Origin of the sequence: Streptomyces sp. NBC_00344 (assembly GCF_036088315.1) — a bacterium.
Taxonomy (GTDB): domain Bacteria; phylum Actinomycetota; class Actinomycetes; order Streptomycetales; family Streptomycetaceae; genus Streptomyces.
In genome coordinates this window covers 790431-807499 of the sequence record NZ_CP107996.1, presented here as the reverse complement: position 1 = coordinate 807499, position 17069 = coordinate 790431, and the positions used below count along the sequence as shown (strand labels likewise).

Sequence of the window (17069 nt, the reverse complement as noted above, 5' to 3'; positions counted from 1 at the left end):
TGGTGCAGAAGCGGATCGGTCACAGGAGGCCGGGCCCGGGAGAGGCGGGCCGCACCGGTGGCGGCAGCCGCTCCTCTCCGGAACGCCGGTCCGGAACTCCTGGATGTGCGCAACACAAATTACGCGATGTCGAAGCGCTTCGATAGAGGGATGCGTGATCACCCCTGCTGCTTCACCACGGGCTTCCACAGCACCGCGCTCGGGGCGGCAGGTGTCAGGGTGATGTCCCCGTTCCAGCCGGCGAAGGACGCCTGGGGCAGGTAGTCCCGGCCGAGGAGGAAGGCACGGGTGACAGCCGTGACGTGGAGTGCGGCGCCCGTCTCGGTGACGGGGGTGCGGAGCGCGGTGATCTCCGCGATGTCCCCCGCCGCCGTGCCCGGCGGGAGCTCGACGGTGGTGGCCGCTGTGCCGTCGCGGTTGACCGAGGACGTCGGGACGCCGTGGTCCGAGCGGTAGAGCGTGTCGTCGCCGCGCAGCCGGACGCCGATGCTGAGCCCTACGCTGCCGGTGTCGGCGGCGGGGACGGCCGAGTGGGCGACCGCGATGCAGAGGTAGTTGCGCTGGTCCCCGACCTCCACGGTGGACGGGTCGCCCGGGGACTCGATCTTTCCCTCGCGGATCATCTCCTGCGCCATCACGGGGTACGTCCATGCGTTGACGTCCATCATGTGCTCGCGCGGCTGACCGGCGGGCAGGGTCTGTTCGGGGGATAGCGAGAACCGCATCGGGTCGTCGACCCTGTCGCACATGTTGTTGTTCGACGTGCACGTTTCGAGGAGCGGGCGCCCGCCCTCGTAGGACCCTGCGAACGGCAGGGTCTGGTGGTCGGGGGCCTGGTAGACACCGGTACCGGGGACGGACCGGCCGTGTGCGTCGATCTCGGTGCGGTACACCCACTCGATGTCGGTGGTGCGGCCCCAGCGGGACATCAGGGCCGGGGTGTCCGTGCCGCCGTCCTCGTTGCTCCAGATCACCGAGTACTGAAGCACCCGGTGACCGGGTGTGGTGGACGGCAGGAACTCGTGCCACATGAACAGCGGCGTATCGGTGGTGGCGCTCTGGAACTCCGTACCGAGTGCCGGAATGTTGCGGCCGTAGAGGACGGGGGCGTTGCGCAGGACCGTGTCGTCCGCGCCGTGGTGGGCGACGGAGACCGAGAACGCGCCGATCCGGGCGGATACGGCACCGGCCGGGGAGCGGTCCGCGGCGAAGGCCAGACGCAGGGTGTGATGTCCCGCGCGCAGGTGCCGTGGCCGTCGACCCGGAGGGACACCACCGCGGACTCGCTGCCGACGGTCTGCCAGGAGACACCGGGTGCCGCGGATTCGACGCCGAGCAGAGTCTCCCCGGAGCGGGAGGTGGTGAAGAGGACCGTACGGCCGGGCCCGCCGCGGCGCACGGTGACGGCGTGCCCGACAGCCGGGCCCGCCGGTCCGGCGGAGGCTCCCGCAGCGGTGGACGCTTGGGCCGGGCCCGCTATGCCGAGCGCGGCGGCCGCAGCCAGCGCGGCGGTGGCGGCCGCGACCGCCGGACCGGCCCGGCGGACGGCGCGCTTTCCTCCGTGTGCACTCATAGGTGTCCCAGCCCCTCTTCCGGTTCGCTGTCCCTCAGGTCCGTGCGGTGCTCAGGAGACTGCTGTCGTCCCCTGAACGGCAGTATGCGTGCGCACATCTGCCCGGAAAACCGTTCACACACAGCTGATTGACGTCACGTCAGGTATCAGGGACCCGGCTCGGTGTGCCGAGGAGCGGGGACGCCCGGCCCGGTGAGGCGCAGGGAGGGCAGACAGCGGTCAGCCTGCCCGGCGCTCCGTGTGCGCAATGGGGTCGGCCAGTACCTCCTGGACGATCAGCGCCGCAGCACCGCGGGCAGCGTCGCCGGCCACGGACGAGGCGCGCAGCCGGCCGCTGCCCCGGGACCAGAGTCCGGAGACCACCCGGCTGGTGAGTTCCCGGTCGGCGGCCGGCGAAAGCCACGGCATCAGGCCGCGGTAGATCCCGCCGAGCACCACGGCATCGGGGTCGAGGAGATTCACCGCCCCGGACAGCACCCGTCCGAGCATCAGGCCGGCCTCCTCGACGGCGGCGACCGTGCGCCCGTCGCCGTCCCGCGCCCGCCGCTCCAGCTCGGAGACCCCGGAGACCCCGGTGTTCTCGTCGATGCCGGCGGCCCGCAGCAGCGCGGACTGGCCCGCGTACTGCTCCAGACAGCCGCGTGAGCCGCAACGGCACTCCGGACCTGTCGCGTCCACCACCACATGCCCGATCTCACCGGCGAATCCATGGGCCCCGCGCAGCAGTTCGCCGTCGAGCACCAGCGCCCCGCCGACACCGATCTCGCCCGTCAGATAGAGAAAGCTGCGGATCCGTTCGAGGCCGCCGAACCACAGCTCGGCGAGCGCGGCGAGATTGGCCTCGTTCTCCGAACTCACCGGCAGCGCTCGGTGGTCGGGGCGGAGAGTGGAGAGCGCCTGGGCGAAGAGGCCTTCGGCAGCCACCCGGTTCCAGCCGAGGTTGGGAGCCTGCCTGACGGTCCCACCGGAGACCAGTCCTGGCAGCGCCAGCTGCACTCCGACAGGGCGCAGTTCCTGCTCACGGGCCGACTCCAGAGCGCGCGCGGCCACCCGGGCCGCACGGGCCAGCACATCGGCCGGCGGTGCGCCGCGGTTGTCGAGATGCTCGGTGAGCCGTACCCGGTCGGTGCCCGCCAGATCGACCACGCACACCGAGACGTAGTCGATGTTGATCTCGACCCCGATGCCCGCGGCTCCGGTCCTGGCGGGTTTCAGTACCGTGCCCGGGCGGCCTGCCTGGCCGCTGAACGTCTTGCCCGTCTCGGCGAGGAAGCCGCTCTCCAGCAATTGCTCCACCAGCGAGGACACGGCCGCGCGGGTCAGCCCCACCCGTCCCGCCACGCCGGCCCGGGTCGCTTCGCCCTGGTCACGGACGGCGCGCAGCACCAGGCTGAGATTGTGCCGCCGCACGGTGTCCTTGTCGGCCTTGGGCCCGAGCGGAGTGAGGTTGTTCTTCATATCGCCGCTGAGCCTATGCGACACCGCGCGCGGGGTGCTGTTCCGCCGGTGGCGACGGCCGCCGGCAGAACAGCACGTCCGGACTGTGCGTCCGGACGGCCCGTCATCGGACGTGTGCCACCCGGAACGTCAGTCCCGCGGCCCGCAGCCGGGCCAGCAGCGCATCGCCCATCGCCATGGCCGTGGTGACCTGTCCGGCCGTCGGCGGCAGCTCGTCGAAGGCCAGGCTCAGCGCGGACTCGGAGAGCATCTTCGCGGTCTCGTCGTAGCCCGGATCGCCCCCGGACACCTCGGTGAACACCCGCCGCCCGCCGCCCTCACCGACGAAGCGGGTGATGAACCAGCTGTTGCCGCGCCGCTCCGCACTGGGTCCCTGGCCCGGCTCCACCCTGCCCATCAGCCAGGATCGGGCCGGCGGCACCTGAGCCACCGCCAGGGCCGCGCCCGCGCCGGCCACCCCGCCGAGCGCCATCGGCAGGGTCTTCACCGCCGCGTAGTGGCGGTAGCGGAAGTCCGGTCCGTACCGCGGGAGCGCGACGGCGGAGCGGGCCACCACCTGGGGATCGAGCGTCGGCAGGGGCAGAGCCCAGACACCGGTCTCCCTGCTGAAGTGCGGCGTGCCCATCGGAGCCCGTGCCCGTCGGCCCACCAGACGGGGCTCGTACAGCCGCCGCTCCCGGGCGGCGCGCATCGTCTGGGGGCCGCGTCCCATCGCGGTCAGCGCGGAGGCGAAGGTCCCGCCGGAGAAGGCCGCGTTGGTACGGACGAAGCCGTCCACGTTCAGGGGCGCTCCCTCGGGGAGCTGCTGCACCGTGAAGAGGACCCCGATATCCGTGGGCACGGAGTCGAAGCCGCAGGAGTGGACCAGCCGGGCACCTGTCTCGCGGGCCCGGGCGTCGTAACGCACGTACATGGCGTCGACGAACTCCGGCTCGCCGGTCAGATCCACGTAGTCGGTGCCGGCTTCCGCGCAGGCGGCCACCAGACCCTCGCCGTACCAGATGAATGGACCGACGGTGCTCGCGACGACCCTCGCCGACTCGGCGAGCGCACGCAGCGAGTCCGGGTCACCGGAGTCGGCGTGGACGAGGGGGAGCGTCGAGCAGGCCGGTTCGATGGCGGCGAGCCGCTCCCGCAGTGCCTCCAGCTTCGCGGTGTCGCGCCCGGCCAGGGCCCAGGAGCAGTCCTCGGGTGCGTTTCTGGCGAGATACTCCGCGGTCAGTGTGCCCGCGTAGCCCGTCGCTCCGAAGAGCACGATGTCGTACGGCCTCTTCAACTTGCTCCTCCGCCGTGGGTGCCGCGCCATTGTTGGTGGCTGAGGTTAGCGTGACTAGGGCTGAACCGTACGGACCGGGAGGCCCGGATGACTGGAGTGCCCACAGCAGCCCTGAAGAAGTGGGAAAAGGTGCGGCAATTCGCACTGGCGCTGCCGGGGGCGTCGGAGGAGTTCCCCTGGGGCGAGACCGTGGTCAAGGTCAACAAGAAGATCTTCGTCTTTCTCGGTGTCACCGACGGGAGCTCTCCGCTCGGCGTCGGCGCCAAGCTCACGGGGGCGCAAGCGCATGCACACGCCTTGTCGTCGCCGGGCGCCGCGCCGTCCGGGTACGGGCTCGGCGCCGCGGGGTGGGTGCGGGTGCCGCTCGACCGGAAGGGGGCGCCGTCCGCGGCGGTGCTCTGCGACTGGGTCGAGGAGAGCTACCGGGTCGTCGCCACCAGGAGGCTGATCGCCGAGCTGGACGCCTGCCGGGCATCCTCCGGCTGAACACGGCGCCCGTGAGGTGTCTAAGCAAACGCTCAGCCAAAAGGCTTGTGCGGAGTGGAACACGTTCTTAACATCATTGATGTCACATCGGTTGTGTCACGGCGCTGGGGGCTTGATGACGGCGACAGGAAGCGGCCCGCTGGCCGGGGTGCGCGTGGTCGAACTGGCGGGCATCGGTCCCGGCCCGTTCGCCGCGATGCTCCTCGCCGACCTCGGCGCCGACGTCGTACGGGTCGACCGGCCCGGTGGTGCGGGACTGGGAATCGATCCGCAGCACGACCTCACCAACCGCAACAAGCGCTCCGTCGTCATCGACCTGAAGGCCCCGGACGGAGCAGCGAGGGTCCTGCGTCTTGTGGAGCGTGCCGACATCCTGATCGAGGGCTACCGGCCGGGGGTCGCGGAGCGGCTCGGGGTCGGGCCGCGGGAGTGCCACGCGCGCAATCCGGACCTGGTGTACGGGCGGATGACCGGCTGGGGGCAGGACGGCCCGTTGGCCCAGCGCGCCGGCCACGACATCGGATACATCGCGGTCACCGGCACCCTCGGCATGATCGGAAAGCCCGACGAACCGCCCGCGGTCCCGGCCAACCTGGTCGGTGACTACGCGGGCGGCTCGCTGTATCTGGTGGTCGGCGTGCTCGCCGCGCTGCAGCACGCACGCGCTGACGGAGGTACCGGGCAGGTCGTGGACGCGGCCATCGTGGACGGCGCGGCGCATCTGGGCACGATGATCCACGGAATGATGGCGGCCGGCGGCTGGCAGGACCGCCGCGGGGTGAACCTGCTCGACGGGGGCTGCCCCTTCTACGGCAGTTACCGGACGTCGGACGGTGCGTACATGGCCGTGGGCGCCCTCGAGGAGCGGTTCTACGACGAGTTCACCGAACTGCTCGGCATCACGGAACAGGCTCCGGCGCGCCACGACCCGGCGCGCTGGCCGGAGCTCCGGGCCGCCATCGCCGCACGGTTCGGGACCGGGACGCGCGCCCACTGGACTGCGGTCTTCGACGGCTCCGACGCATGTGTGGCGCCGGTTCTCTCTCTCCGCGAGGCCGCCGCCCATCCGCACATGGCCGCACGCGGGACCTTCGTCGAACACAGCGGGATGACCCAGCCGGCTCCCGCGCCCCGGTTCTCCGTGACACCGGGATCCGTGCGCCGGGGCCCGGCCAGGCCGGGCGCCGACACCGCGGAGGTGGCCCGCGACTGGGGGGTGCCCGGCATCGCCGAGCCGCAGAACTCCGAGCCGCAGATGTCCGAGCTGCCGAAGTCCGGGCCGCGGACCTCCGCGTCACAGCAGTCCGAGCCGCGGATCACTCATGACCGCAGGGCCGGACCTCATCAGAGGGGGAACCGTTGAAGCGCCGGATCTTCACCGCAGAGCACGAGGCGTTCCGCGAGACCGTCCGAACCTTTCTCGCCAAGGAAGTACTGCCGCACTACGAGCAGTGGGAGAAGGACGGGATCGTCTCCCGGGCGGCCTGGTCGGCGGCCGGCCGGCAGGGGCTCCTCGGTCTTGCCGTGCCCGAGGAGTACGGAGGTGGAGGGAATCCCGACTTCCGGTACAGCGCAGTCATCGCGGAGGAGTTCACCCGTGCGGGTGTGGCCGGGCTCGCGCTCGGGCTGCACAACGACATCGTCGGCCCGTATCTGACCGGCCTTGCCACCGACGAGCAGAAGCGGCGCTGGCTCCCCGGGTTCTGCAGCGGCGAGATCATCACGGCGATAGCGATGACCGAGCCCGGAGCGGGCTCCGATCTTCAGGGAATCCGCACGACGGCCGAGGACAAGGGCGATCACTGGATCCTCAACGGTTCCAAGACGTTCATCTCCAACGGCATCCTCGCCGATCTGGTGATCGTCGTCGCCAGGACATCACCCGAAGGCGGCGCGAAGGGGCTGTCGCTGCTGGTCGTCGAGCGTGGCGCGGAGGGGTTCGAGCGCGGGCGCAATCTGGACAAGATCGGCCAGAAGTCGCAGGACACGGCAGAGCTGTTCTTCAACGACGTACGCCTCCCGAAGGAGAATCTGCTCGGTGAGCGGGACGGCGCGTTCATCCATCTGATGACCAACCTCGCTCAGGAGCGCATGGGCATCGCGGTCGCCGGGATCGCGGCGGCCGAACACCTCCTGGACATCACCATGGAGTACGTCAAGGAGCGCGAGGCCTTCGGACGTCCGTTGTCGAAGCTTCAGCACATCCGGTTCGAGATCGCCGAGATGGCGACCGAGTGTGCGGTCACCCGGACCTTCCTCGATCGCTGCATCGTCGACCACTCGGCGGGCGAACTGGATGCCGTCCATGCCTCCATGGCGAAGTGGTGGGCCACCGAACTACAGAAGCGCGTCGCCGACCGTTGTCTGCAACTTCACGGCGGCTATGGATACATGACCGAGTACCCGGTCGCGAAGGCCTTCACCGATGGACGTATCCAGACAATCTATGGCGGTACGACCGAGATCATGAAGGAGATCATCGGCCGGTCCCTGCTGGCCTGACCCTCATCCGAATTCCGAAAGGCTGCTGTCTTGAGTACCGAAGCGTTTGTGTACGACGCGATCCGCACCCCGCGCGGGCGCGGAAAGGCCAATGGCGCCCTGCACGGCACCAAGCCGATCGACCTGGTCGTGGGACTGATCCATGAGATGCGCCGCAGGTTCCCCGACCTGGACCCGGCCGCCATCGACGACATCGTGCTCGGTGTGGTCAGCCCGATCGGTGACCAGGGCTCCGACATCGCCCGTACGGCCGCTGTCGCCGCCGGACTCCCGGACACCGTCGCCGGCGTCCAGGAGAACCGCTTCTGCGCGTCGGGCCTCGAGGCCGTCAACCTCGCGGCGGCCAAGGTGCGTTCGGGATGGGAGGACCTCATCCTGGCCGGGGGCGTCGAGTCGATGTCCCGGGTCGCGATGGGTTCCGACGGCGGCGCCTGGGCCATGGACCCGATGACCAACTGGGACACCGGATTCGCCCCCCAGGGCGTCGGCGCCGACCTCATCGCCACCCTCGAGGGGTTCTCCCGGCACGACGTCGACTCCTATGCCGCGCTCTCCCAGGAGCGGGCAGCCGAAGCCTGGAAGGCCGGCCGTTTCGAGCGCTCCGTCGTCCCGGTCCTGGACCGCAACGGTCTGGTCGTGCTCGACCACGACGAACACATGCGGCCGGGCACGACCGCCGAATCGCTTGCCGGACTGAAGCCCTCGTTCGCCGCGATCGGTGAGATGGGCGGATTCGACGCGGTGGCGCTGCAGAAGTATCACTGGGTCGAGAAGATCGACCACGTCCACCACGCCGGAAACTCCTCCGGCATCGTGGACGGAGCGTCGCTGGTCGCCATCGGTTCCGCCGGGATCGGCGAACGGTACGGACTCGCACCGCGGGCCCGTATCGTCTCGGCCGCTGTCTCCGGCTCCGAGCCCACCATCATGCTGACCGGACCCGCGCCCGCCAGCCGCAAGGCCCTCGCCAAGGCGGGTCTGACGATCGACGACATCGACCTGGTGGAGATCAACGAGGCCTTCGCCGGGGTCGTGCTGCGCTTCACCAAGGACATGGGACTCCCGCTCGACAAGGTCAACGTCAACGGCGGTGCCATCGCCCTCGGTCATCCGCTGGGAGCGACCGGCGCGATGATCCTCGGCACCCTCATCGACGAACTGGAGCGCCGCGACCAGCGGTACGGCCTGGCCACGCTCTGCGTCGGCGGCGGCATGGGTGTCGCCACCGTCATCGAGCGTCTCTGACCGCGTCCCTTCCCTTTCGGCCCTCACGGAGCAGCCACACCATGAGCGAGAACACCACCATCCGCTGGGAACAGGACGAGACCGGCGTCGTCACCCTGGTACTCGACGATCCCAGCCAGTCCGCCAACACCATGAACCAGGCCTTCAAGGAGTCGATCGCGGCGGTCGCCGACCGCGCCGAGGCAGAGAAGGACTCGATCCGCGGCATCATCTACACCTCCGCCAAGAAGACGTTCTTCGCCGGCGGCGACCTCAAGGACATGATGAAGGTCGGCCCCGAGAACGCCCAGCAGGCGTTCGACACGGGCACGGCCATCAAGAACTCCCTGCGCCGCATCGAGACGCTGGGCAAGCCGGTCGTCGCTGCCATCAACGGCGCCGCTCTGGGCGGCGGCTACGAGATCGCCCTGGCCAGCCACCACCGGGTGGCGCTCGACACGCCCGGCTCGAAGATCGGCCTGCCGGAGGTCACCCTCGGCCTGCTGCCGGCCGGCGGCGGCGTCACACGCACCGTACGCCTCATGGGCATCGCGGACGCCCTGCTCAAGGTGCTCCTCCAGGGCACCCAGTACTCCCCGCAGCGCGCGCTGGAGAACGGCCTGGTCCACGAGGTCGCCGGCACGACAGAGGACATGCTCGCCAAGGCGCACGCGTTCATCGACGCCCACCCGGAATCCCAGCAGCCCTGGGACGTCAAGGGCTACAAGATCCCCGGCGGCACCCCGTCGAACCCGCGCTTCGCGGCCAACCTGCCGGCGTTCCCCGCCAACTTGAAGAAGCAGCTGCAGGGCGCGCCCTATCCGGCGCCGCGCAACATCCTGGCCGCGGCGGTGGAGGGTTCGCAGGTCGACTTCGAGACCGCGCTGACCATCGAGGCCCGGTACTTCACCGAACTGGTCACCGGCCAGACGGCGAAGAACATGATCCAGGCGTTCTTCTTCGACCTTCAGGCCGTCAACTCCGGCGCCAATCGCCCCCAGGGCATCGAAGCCCGTCCGGTGCGCAAGGTGGCCGTGCTCGGCGCCGGGATGATGGGCGCCGGAATCGCGTACTCCTGCGCCCGCGCGGGGATCGAGGTCGTCCTCAAGGACGTGTCGGCCGATGCCGCGCAGAAGGGCAAGGCGTACTCGGAGAAGCTGCTCGAGAAGGCGCTCTCCCGGGGCCGCACCACCGAGGCCAAGCGGGACGCGCTGCTCGCTCGCATCACCCCCACCTCGGACCCGGCCGATCTCGCGGGCTGCGACGCGGTGATCGAGGCGGTCTTCGAGGACGTGGCGCTCAAGCGCAAGGTGTTCCAGGAGATCGAAGACGTCATCGAGCCGGACGCACTGCTCTGCTCCAACACCTCCACCCTGCCCATCACGCTGCTTTCCGAAGGGGTCTCGCGACAGGCAGACTTCATCGGTCTGCACTTCTTCTCGCCGGTGGACAAGATGCCGCTCGTCGAGATCATCAAGGGCGGCAGCACCGGCGACGAGGCGCTGGCGCGCGCCTTCGACCTGGTACGCCAGATCAACAAGACGCCGATCGTCGTGAACGACTCACGGGGCTTCTTCACCTCACGGGTCATCGGCCAATTCATCAACGAGGGTGTCGCGATGGTCGGCGAGGGCGTCGACCCCGCGTCGGTCGAGCAGGCCGCGGCGCAGGCCGGATACCCCGCCAAGGTGCTCTCGCTGATGGACGAGCTGACGCTCACCCTGCCGCGCAAGATCAGGGGTGAGGCGAAGCGCGCCGTCGAGGAGGGGGGCGGCACCTGGGCCGGGCATCCTTCGGACGCGGTGATCGACCGGATGGTCGACGAGTTCGGCCGGACCGGGCGCAGCGGGGGAGCGGGCTTCTACGAGTACGTGGAGGGCAAGCGGGCCGGACTCTGGCCCGGGCTGCGCGAGCACTTCACCCGGAGCGGCGTGGATGTCCCCTTCACCGACATGCAGGAGCGGATGCTCTTCTCGGAGGCGCTGGACACCGTCCGCTGCTTCGAGGAAGGCGTCCTCACCTCGGTCGCCGACGCCAACATCGGCTCCATCCTCGGTATCGGATTCCCGGGCTGGACCGGTGGTGTCATCCAGTACATCAACGGCTACGAGGGCGGGCTGCCCGGATTCGTGGCCCGCGCCCGTGAGCTGGCGCAGCGGTACGGGACGCGTTTCGAGCCGCCGGCGCTGCTGGTGGAGAAGGCCGGGAAGGGCGAGCGGTTCAGCGACAGCTGAACCCCTGCCGGGCCGCCTCGCTGTTCCGCGGATTTCAGCGAGGCGGCTCAGGTGCTGCGGGTCCGTCCACATACCGGGCGCGCAGCTCCTCCTTCAGTGACCGCTGAAAGGCGGTCACCAGGGCCTGCACCACCATCGGCTGCATATGGGCGGACAGCGACTTCATCGCCTCCACCGCATCCGGGTCCTGCTCGCGCTCCCGGTACGGCCCCCACACCTGGTCCTGGAAGAGCCGGGTCAGCTCCTTCGCGGCGGCCCGGGTGTGCTGGAGCATCACGGTGCGGGCGGCCAGGATCGTCTCCTGCGCGATGGGTACGTCCAGCAACTGGACGCCGAGGGCCAGCAGCCCGGTGTCGACCCGGAACCCGTCCGGTTCGCCGGCCACCCGCTCCAGTACGTTCATCGCGGCCAGCCGGTCGACGTCCCCCTCGGACAGCGACCGCCCGGCCCGGCGCTCCAGATCGGCGCGGGTGGCATCGTCCGCGCCCTCGGGCGCCCAGGACGCCACCACGGCACGGTGGATCGCCAGATCGTGCGCGCTCAGGTCCTCCGGCAACTGCTGCAGATAGCGCTCGATGGCCGCGAGCGTCATCCCGTGATGCTGCAACTCCTCGATGAGAGCGAGCCGGGAGAGATGGGCCGGACCGTACAGGCCGACGCGCCGCGGACCGATCACCGGCGGGTGCAGCAGGCCGCGGCTGCTGTAGAAGCGGACGGTCCGCACGGTCACCCCGGCGCGCGCGGCAAGCTCGTCGACGGTGAGGGCTGCCTCCTCGGTCTCCGTCCCCATGACAGTGCCTCGTCTTCCCGAACTCGATGCGGCCTATCCGGTGCAACAGTATTGCTGTCTCACCACCTCTGTGAAACCCTCCCGGCGCCTGATTCGGACGCCGCCCGCCAGCGGTCGCATACTGGAACCCGGGTGAACCGGGCAACAGACCGAATTCCCGCGAGCCACGGGGAGTGCGCGCATGAGCAGTCGTGACACCGGACCCGACCCGGCGCCGCCTCCGCCCGGCGGAGTGCTGTGGAGCGAGGTCGGCGACATCCGGGTGCTGCTCACCCTGCCCGCCGCCCTGACCATGCAGGTCGCGCACCCGGCTGTGGGCGCCGGAGTCGATGACTACTCGGTCTTCCGCACCGACCCCTGGGGGCGAGGCGAACGCTCGCTGCGTTCGATGCAGCTCTGGGTGTACGGAGGTGACGTGGCCGCTGCCGAGGGCCGCCGGCTCCGGCGGCTGCACCGGACGATCCAGGGCACCGACACCCGTGGCCGCCGCTACCACGCGCTCGCCGGACACACGTACGCATGGGTCCATGCCACCGGCTTTCCGGTCTTCCTTCAGGGCAGGAAGTACCTCGGCCGCCCCTACACCGAGGCGCAGGAGAGGCAGCTCTATGCCGAATGGCTCCAGGTCGGCCGGATACTCGGCATCAGTGACCGGGACATGCCGCAGAGCATCGAGGAATTCTGGCCCTACTACCGGAAAATGCTGGCCGACGAGATCGAGGCCACCCCGGTGGTCAGAGAACTGACCGACCTCGACACTCCGGTACCGCCCCCGGACCGGGGCCCGGCCCCGGTCCGGCTGCTGCTGCGGGTGCTGTGGCCCGTACTGCTGCCGCCGATGGCCCGGTTCCGGCGGTTCGTCACCGCCGGTCTGATGCCACCGGACGCACGCGAGGCCATCGGCCTGGAGTGGACATCCTCCCAGGAGCGCGCCCTGCGCCGCTTCGGCCTCCTGGTCAGAGCCGTGGTGCCGCTGCTGCCCGAGCGGCTGCGTTACCTGCCCCTGGCCCGTGAGGCCCGCGCACACGACCGGATCAGGCGCTTGCCCGTCTGACCAGCTCCGTCGGCATGATGACGGAGTCCGGCGGTGAGACGCTCTCCCGGTCGAGACCCCGGATCAGGACCTTGACCATCAGCCGTCCCATTCCCTCGATGTCCTGATGGACCGTGGTGAGCGGCGGATCGGTGGCCTCGGCGACATTGACCATGTCGTCGAAGCCGACGACCGCCACATCGTCCGGCACCCGCCGTCCGTGGTCGCGCAACGTCCGCAGGGCGCCCGATGCCATCAGATCGTTGGCGGCGAACACACCGTCCACGTCCGGGTGGTGCTCGAGGAGTTCGGCCATCGCCCTGGCACCGCTCTCCGCCGTGAAGGCGCCCTGGACGGTGAGCCCCGGGTCGACATCGAGCAGTACGTCCCGGTAGCCGTCGAGCCGGTCGATGCCGGATGTCTGGTCCTGCGGGCCGGCGATGTGCGCGATGCGCCGTCGCCCGAGCGAGACCAGATGCCGAACGGCCTCGCGGGCTCCGCCACGGTTGTCGCAGTCGACGTAGGGCACCGCGAGGTCCGACCCGGGGCCGGCCCACACCGGGCGGCCGCCGAACACGGTCGGGATGCCGGCCTTGTGCGTGACCGCGGGCAGCGGATCCTCGGTGTGCAGCGAGAACGCCAGGGCCCCGTCGACGTGACCGCCCGCCAGATAGCGGCCGATGCGGTCGTAGTCCCCGCTGCCCTCCACCAGGAGCAGCACCAACTGGGAGTCGTGCGCGGTCAGCTCTCGGCTGATCCCACGCAGCTGGAGCGAGAAGAACGGATCCGAGAAGATCCGGATCTCCGGCTCGGCGATGATCACTGCCACGGCGCCGTTTCGCCTGGTGACCAGCGTTCTCGCAGCGTGGTTGGGCACATATCCGAGTTCGTCCACGGCCTGGTGGACCCGGTCGACGAGCGGTCGGCGGACGCCGTCGCCCCCGTTGACGACCCGCGAGGCCGTGGCCCGGGACACACCGGCACGGGCTGCGACGGCCTCCAGAGTGGGCCGGGAGCCAGGTATCGAATCGGGCAACTGAGGCTCCTCGTCGGCGTGGCTGCTTTTGGCGGTGCGCGGCATCGCTGCGTGGAGTCAGCGTAACCACCGGCCACCCGCACAGAAAGCCGCGCCGCACCCCGGTGACGGGTGCGGCGCGGCCGGCGTGCCCGGGTCAGTGCCGGTGGGTGGAGTGCGTCCGGGCGATCTGCTGCCAGGACCGCGGGCGCACCGGCCGGACACCGGCGCCTGCGATCCGTACCTGCGCCGCTGTCGGGGCGGCCGGTTTGGCGGCCGTGAAGAGCCAGGTGTCGAAGAACGAGGCCAGCGGGGTGCCCGAGACCTGTTCGGCGTACTTCTCGAAGTCGGGGACCGATGCGTTGCCGTAGGCGTGCCCGGCGGGCCAGCCCTTGAGAATCCTGAAGAACGCGGTGTCACCGATCTTGTTGCGCAGAGCCTGAAGGGCGAGCGCGCCCCGGTCGTAGACGGCGGCGTCGAATTGGTTGTCGGCGCCGGGGTCGCCCGGTTTCACCGTCCAGAACGCGTCGCCGGCCGGATGCGACGCGTACACGTAGTCGGCGAGCTCCTGTGCGGTGCCCTGGCCCTCGCTGTCCGACCAGAGCCACTGGGCGTAGCTGGCGAAGCCCTCGTTGAGCCAGATGTCCTTCCAGCCCTTGACGGACACGTCGTCGCCGTACCACTGATGGGCGAGCTCATGGACGATCAGCGAGACGTTCGAGCCGTTGGCGAACTGTTTGGGGCTGTAGAAAGGCCGGGTCTGCGTCTCCAGCGCGTACCCGGTGGTGGTGTTCGGTACGTAGCCGCCGAGAGCGCTGAAGGGGTAGGGGCCGAAGTATCCGCTCAGCCAGTCCGCGACCTCACCTGTCCGCTCCACGCTTGCCCGTGCCGCGCCGTCGTTGTCGCCGAGGTCCTTGCTGTAGGCGTTGACGATGGGCACACCTGCCGTGGTGCTCCCGGTGGTGATGTCGAACCTGCCCACCGCCAGCGTGGTCAGATAGGTCGCCTGCGGCTTGTTGTCCCGCCAGTTGAACGTAGTGCGGCCCAGCTTCGAACTCTGCGACTGCAGAACGCCGTTACTGATCGCCTGGGTACCGTCGGGCACGCTCACCGAGACGTCGTAGGTGGCCTTGTCGAGCGGGTGGTCGTTGCTCGGATACCACCACCATGCGGATTCGGGCTCGTCCGCGGCGACCGCTCCGTCAGGGGTGCGGTGCCAGGTGGAGAATCCGTACGCAGATCTGGTCGAGGGGACACCGCTGTAGCGCACGACCACGGTGACCTGGGAGCCCTTGGTGAGCGGCTTGGCAGGGGTGATCTCCAGCTCGTGCTGGCCGGATGTGGCAAAGGACGCCTTGGCGCCGTTGACCCGTACCTCGCTCACATCGAGCAGAAAGTCCAGATCGAAGCGCGAAAGGTCCTCGGTGGTGGTGGCGAGGAGGGTCGCCGTGCCGTTCAGGAGGTCTGTCGACGGCTCGTACCGCAGCTTCAGGTCGTAGTGCGATACGTCGTATCCGCCGTTGCCGTAGGCCGGGTAGTAGGGATCGCCGATGCCCGGGGCCCCGGGCGCGAAACCGGCTGCCGATGCCGGGATCGCCAGCATGAGCGAGGCCGCGAGTGCGCCGGGGGCGATGAGTCTGCGGTGCACGGAAGCTCCAAGTCGTGGGGGTCGTGGATCTCTTCGACCCTATTCAGCCCACCATCCCCTGGCATGTCCACGGTCACTGCTGTCACAGGATCGCCATTCGGCCGTCATACGCCCCGGCCTGCCGGAGCGTTCCGGCCAACTCTGTCTCCTCCTCACCCTGTTGCCCGGAGGGCGGAGGGGGTAGCTTCCGCCTCACGGAGATGCGCAGGACCGGTTCCGGGCGTGTCCGACTCCCTGGAGAACCCGATGCCGTCCCGTATTCGTCCGGCCGTCATGGGTATCGCCGCAGCGGCCCTCGTGCTGCCCCTGATCACCGCCCCGGCCCGCGCCACGGCGGATGTGCCGCGTACCGGATTCGAGGCCGGCCACGGCGCGCACTGGACCTCCGCGCGGGAAGAGAGCCGGTTTCTGGACGTGGTGGCCCACTCGGGTGAGCGGGCGGACGTCCGGCGTATCGGTTCGACCCGGCTCGGCCGGCCACTGAGACTCGTGCGGATCGGCGCTCGTCACGCCCGGAACGTCATGCTGCTGATCTGCGGCCAGCACGGCAACGAGCCGGCCGGCCGCGAGGCCTGTCTGATCACGGTCCGCGATCTGGTCCGCGCCGACGACCGTGCCACGCTCACCTTTCTGCGCCACACCACCGTGCTCGTCGTGCCGACCGCCAATCCGGACGGCAGCGCGGCCGGCACCCGCGGGAACTCGGACGGGATCGACATCAACCGCGACCACCTCGCACTGAGAACGACCGAGGCGCGGGCTGTGGCCACCGTGATCCGTGACCAACAGCCCGATGTCATCTACGACATGCACGAGTACGAAGCCACCGCGCCCTACTACGACGATGACCTGATGACGCTCTGGCCGCGCAACCTCAACACCTACCCGGCCGTCCGTGACGAGGCGTACCAGCTCTCCGAGGGGTTCGTCAGACCCGCCGCCGCAGCAGCCGGTTTCACCAGTGGCCACTACGGCATCTGGACCGACCAGATGACGGGACGGCCCGTCAGACAGACCGCCGGGGACGGCCAGGAGGGCATTCTCCGCAACATGGCAGGCATCAAGAACGCGGTGGGGCTGCTCGTCGAGTCCCGGACGGACGCTCCGGACGGTACCGGGGCGTCCCCGGATCCGGCCTCCCGTCTGCGGCATCGCGTGGCAGTCCAACTGGCAGCACTGAAGGGGGCCTTGCGCTATGCCGACCGGCGCCGCGGCCGACTCGACGCGGTGACCGACGCGGCGCGCGCCGCAGGCCTGGACGACCGGGGGCCGGTGTATCTCGCAGGCGCGGACAACGATCCGCCCGATGCGGCGCAGATCCTGGCCGACCCGCCCTGCGGATACCGGCTCACGGCGGCGCAGTACACCCGTGTACAGGACGTACTGGATCTGCAGGGCATCACGGTGCGGCGCACGGCCGACGGCGCGGTCGTGGCACTGCGACAGCCCGAGAGGGCGCTCGTACCGCTGCTGCTCGACCCGCGTGCCGGCCATCCGCTGACGGCGGCCCGGCCGTACCACGGCTGCTGACCCCGGGGGAGTCCGCCAGGGCGCGGCCGCACCTCTTCGTGCCGGCGCGCTGCCCGCCACGGCGCGGGCCAGGAACCCACGGTACGGACCGGCTTATGGGCCTCCGCCGTCGCACCCGCCCGCCCTGGCTCAGGCCGTGTGTGAGATGCCCCGGCTGCGCTCCGGCGTCCGGCACGCACACGCGCTGGTTACCGCATGGGCCGGATTTATCCCGTATGTGCGCGATCCTCCGCCGTGCGATGGCACACGCCGGACGCCGCGGGGCCCGTCCCCCGGGCGGACGCCCCTACTTCTCGGGCA

At 70.0% G+C, this 17069-nt stretch carries 13 protein-coding genes; 7 read left to right on the top strand and 6 right to left on the bottom strand.

Annotated elements, in window-relative coordinates; translation table 11 throughout:
- Positions 1 to 158 precede the first annotated feature (158 nt).
- The 3 genes from OHS16_RS03735 to OHS16_RS03725 all read right to left on the bottom strand — a co-directional run bounded on the left by OHS16_RS03735 (position 159) and on the right by OHS16_RS03725 (position 4337).
- Positions 159 to 1031 (bottom strand): hypothetical protein, encoded by an 873-nt coding sequence (locus OHS16_RS03735; protein ID WP_328535705.1) that lies wholly within the window; start codon positions 1029 to 1031, stop codon positions 159 to 161.
- Positions 1032 to 1792: 761 nt separating this feature from the next.
- On the bottom strand, positions 1793 to 3031 hold the full coding sequence (locus OHS16_RS03730; protein WP_328535704.1) for an ROK family protein: 1239 nt from the start codon (positions 3029 to 3031) through the stop codon (positions 1793 to 1795).
- 103 nt (positions 3032 to 3134) lie between these two features.
- Positions 3135 to 4337: a saccharopine dehydrogenase family protein gene (locus OHS16_RS03725; RefSeq protein ID WP_328535703.1), complete on the bottom strand. Its 1203-nt coding sequence runs from the start codon at positions 4335 to 4337 to the stop codon at positions 3135 to 3137.
- A gap of 57 nt (positions 4338 to 4394) precedes the next feature.
- On the opposite strand from OHS16_RS03725, the gene OHS16_RS03720 reads away from it, so the two are divergent.
- From OHS16_RS03720 to OHS16_RS03700, 5 genes are all read left to right on the top strand, one after another.
- Complete coding sequence (locus OHS16_RS03720) at positions 4395 to 4793, top strand: MmcQ/YjbR family DNA-binding protein (RefSeq protein ID WP_328535702.1); 399 nt, start codon at positions 4395 to 4397, stop codon at positions 4791 to 4793.
- Positions 4794 to 4908: 115 nt separating this feature from the next.
- A complete protein-coding gene (locus OHS16_RS03715; RefSeq protein ID WP_328535701.1) occupies positions 4909 to 6156 on the top strand; it encodes a CaiB/BaiF CoA transferase family protein in 1248 nt (415 codons plus the stop codon).
- Entirely contained in the window at positions 6153 to 7295 is a 1143-nt protein-coding gene (locus OHS16_RS03710) for an acyl-CoA dehydrogenase family protein (protein ID WP_328535700.1), read from the top strand. Before OHS16_RS03715 ends, OHS16_RS03710 begins: the two co-directional genes overlap by 4 nt.
- Before the next feature lie 30 nt (positions 7296 to 7325).
- Positions 7326 to 8540, top strand: coding sequence for an acetyl-CoA C-acetyltransferase (locus OHS16_RS03705; protein WP_328535699.1), 1215 nt, complete (start codon positions 7326 to 7328; stop codon positions 8538 to 8540).
- Between the two features lie 41 nt (positions 8541 to 8581).
- Positions 8582 to 10753 carry a 3-hydroxyacyl-CoA dehydrogenase NAD-binding domain-containing protein gene (locus OHS16_RS03700; protein ID WP_328535698.1) on the top strand — a complete coding sequence of 724 codons (2172 nt, stop codon included), beginning with the start codon at positions 8582 to 8584 and terminating at the stop codon, positions 10751 to 10753.
- Positions 10754 to 10787: 34 nt separating this feature from the next.
- On the opposite strand, the gene OHS16_RS03695 is transcribed toward OHS16_RS03700, so the two are convergent.
- The gene (locus tag OHS16_RS03695) at positions 10788 to 11543 is read right to left on the bottom strand and encodes a MerR family transcriptional regulator (RefSeq protein ID WP_328535697.1); all 756 of its coding nucleotides are present in this window, start codon (positions 11541 to 11543) and stop codon (positions 10788 to 10790) included.
- Positions 11544 to 11724: 181 nt separating this feature from the next.
- On the opposite strand from OHS16_RS03695, the gene OHS16_RS03690 reads away from it, so the two are divergent.
- Complete coding sequence (locus OHS16_RS03690) at positions 11725 to 12597, top strand: oxygenase MpaB family protein (RefSeq protein WP_328535696.1); 873 nt, start codon at positions 11725 to 11727, stop codon at positions 12595 to 12597.
- On the opposite strand, the gene OHS16_RS03685 is transcribed toward OHS16_RS03690, so the two are convergent.
- On the bottom strand, positions 12578 to 13612 hold the full coding sequence (locus OHS16_RS03685) for a LacI family DNA-binding transcriptional regulator (protein WP_328535695.1): 1035 nt from the start codon (positions 13610 to 13612) through the stop codon (positions 12578 to 12580). The two genes, OHS16_RS03690 and OHS16_RS03685, sit on opposite strands and share 20 nt — an antisense overlap.
- 136 nt (positions 13613 to 13748) lie before the next feature.
- Positions 13749 to 15239, bottom strand: coding sequence for a M1 family metallopeptidase (locus OHS16_RS03680; protein ID WP_328535694.1), 1491 nt, complete (start codon positions 15237 to 15239; stop codon positions 13749 to 13751).
- Positions 15240 to 15485: 246 nt separating this feature from the next.
- Between OHS16_RS03680 and OHS16_RS03675 the strand changes: the two genes are divergently transcribed.
- On the top strand, positions 15486 to 16769 hold the full coding sequence (locus OHS16_RS03675) for a M14 family metallopeptidase (protein ID WP_328540702.1): 1284 nt from the start codon (positions 15486 to 15488) through the stop codon (positions 16767 to 16769).
- The last annotated feature ends 300 nt before the right edge of the window (positions 16770 to 17069 follow it).

What these genes read in the sequence shown, in the direction of transcription:
- OHS16_RS03695 (WP_328535697.1), bottom strand. Translation starts at nt 11,543, where the DNA reads ATGGGGACGGAGACCGAGGAGGCAGCCCTCACCGTCGACGAGCTTGCC.
- OHS16_RS03725 (WP_328535703.1), bottom strand. Translation starts at nt 4,337, where the DNA reads ATGGCGCGGCACCCACGGCGGAGGAGCAAGTTGAAGAGGCCGTACGAC.
- OHS16_RS03735 (WP_328535705.1), bottom strand. Translation starts at nt 1,031, where the DNA reads ATGTGGCACGAGTTCCTGCCGTCCACCACACCCGGTCACCGGGTGCTT.
- OHS16_RS03720 (WP_328535702.1), top strand. Translation starts at nt 4,395, where the DNA reads ATGACTGGAGTGCCCACAGCAGCCCTGAAGAAGTGGGAAAAGGTGCGG.
- OHS16_RS03715 (WP_328535701.1), top strand. Translation starts at nt 4,909, where the DNA reads ATGACGGCGACAGGAAGCGGCCCGCTGGCCGGGGTGCGCGTGGTCGAA.
- OHS16_RS03700 (WP_328535698.1), top strand. Translation starts at nt 8,582, where the DNA reads ATGAGCGAGAACACCACCATCCGCTGGGAACAGGACGAGACCGGCGTC.
- OHS16_RS03675 (WP_328540702.1), top strand. Translation starts at nt 15,486, where the DNA reads ATGCCGTCCCGTATTCGTCCGGCCGTCATGGGTATCGCCGCAGCGGCC.
- OHS16_RS03730 (WP_328535704.1), bottom strand. Translation starts at nt 3,031, where the DNA reads ATGAAGAACAACCTCACTCCGCTCGGGCCCAAGGCCGACAAGGACACC.
- OHS16_RS03690 (WP_328535696.1), top strand. Translation starts at nt 11,725, where the DNA reads ATGAGCAGTCGTGACACCGGACCCGACCCGGCGCCGCCTCCGCCCGGC.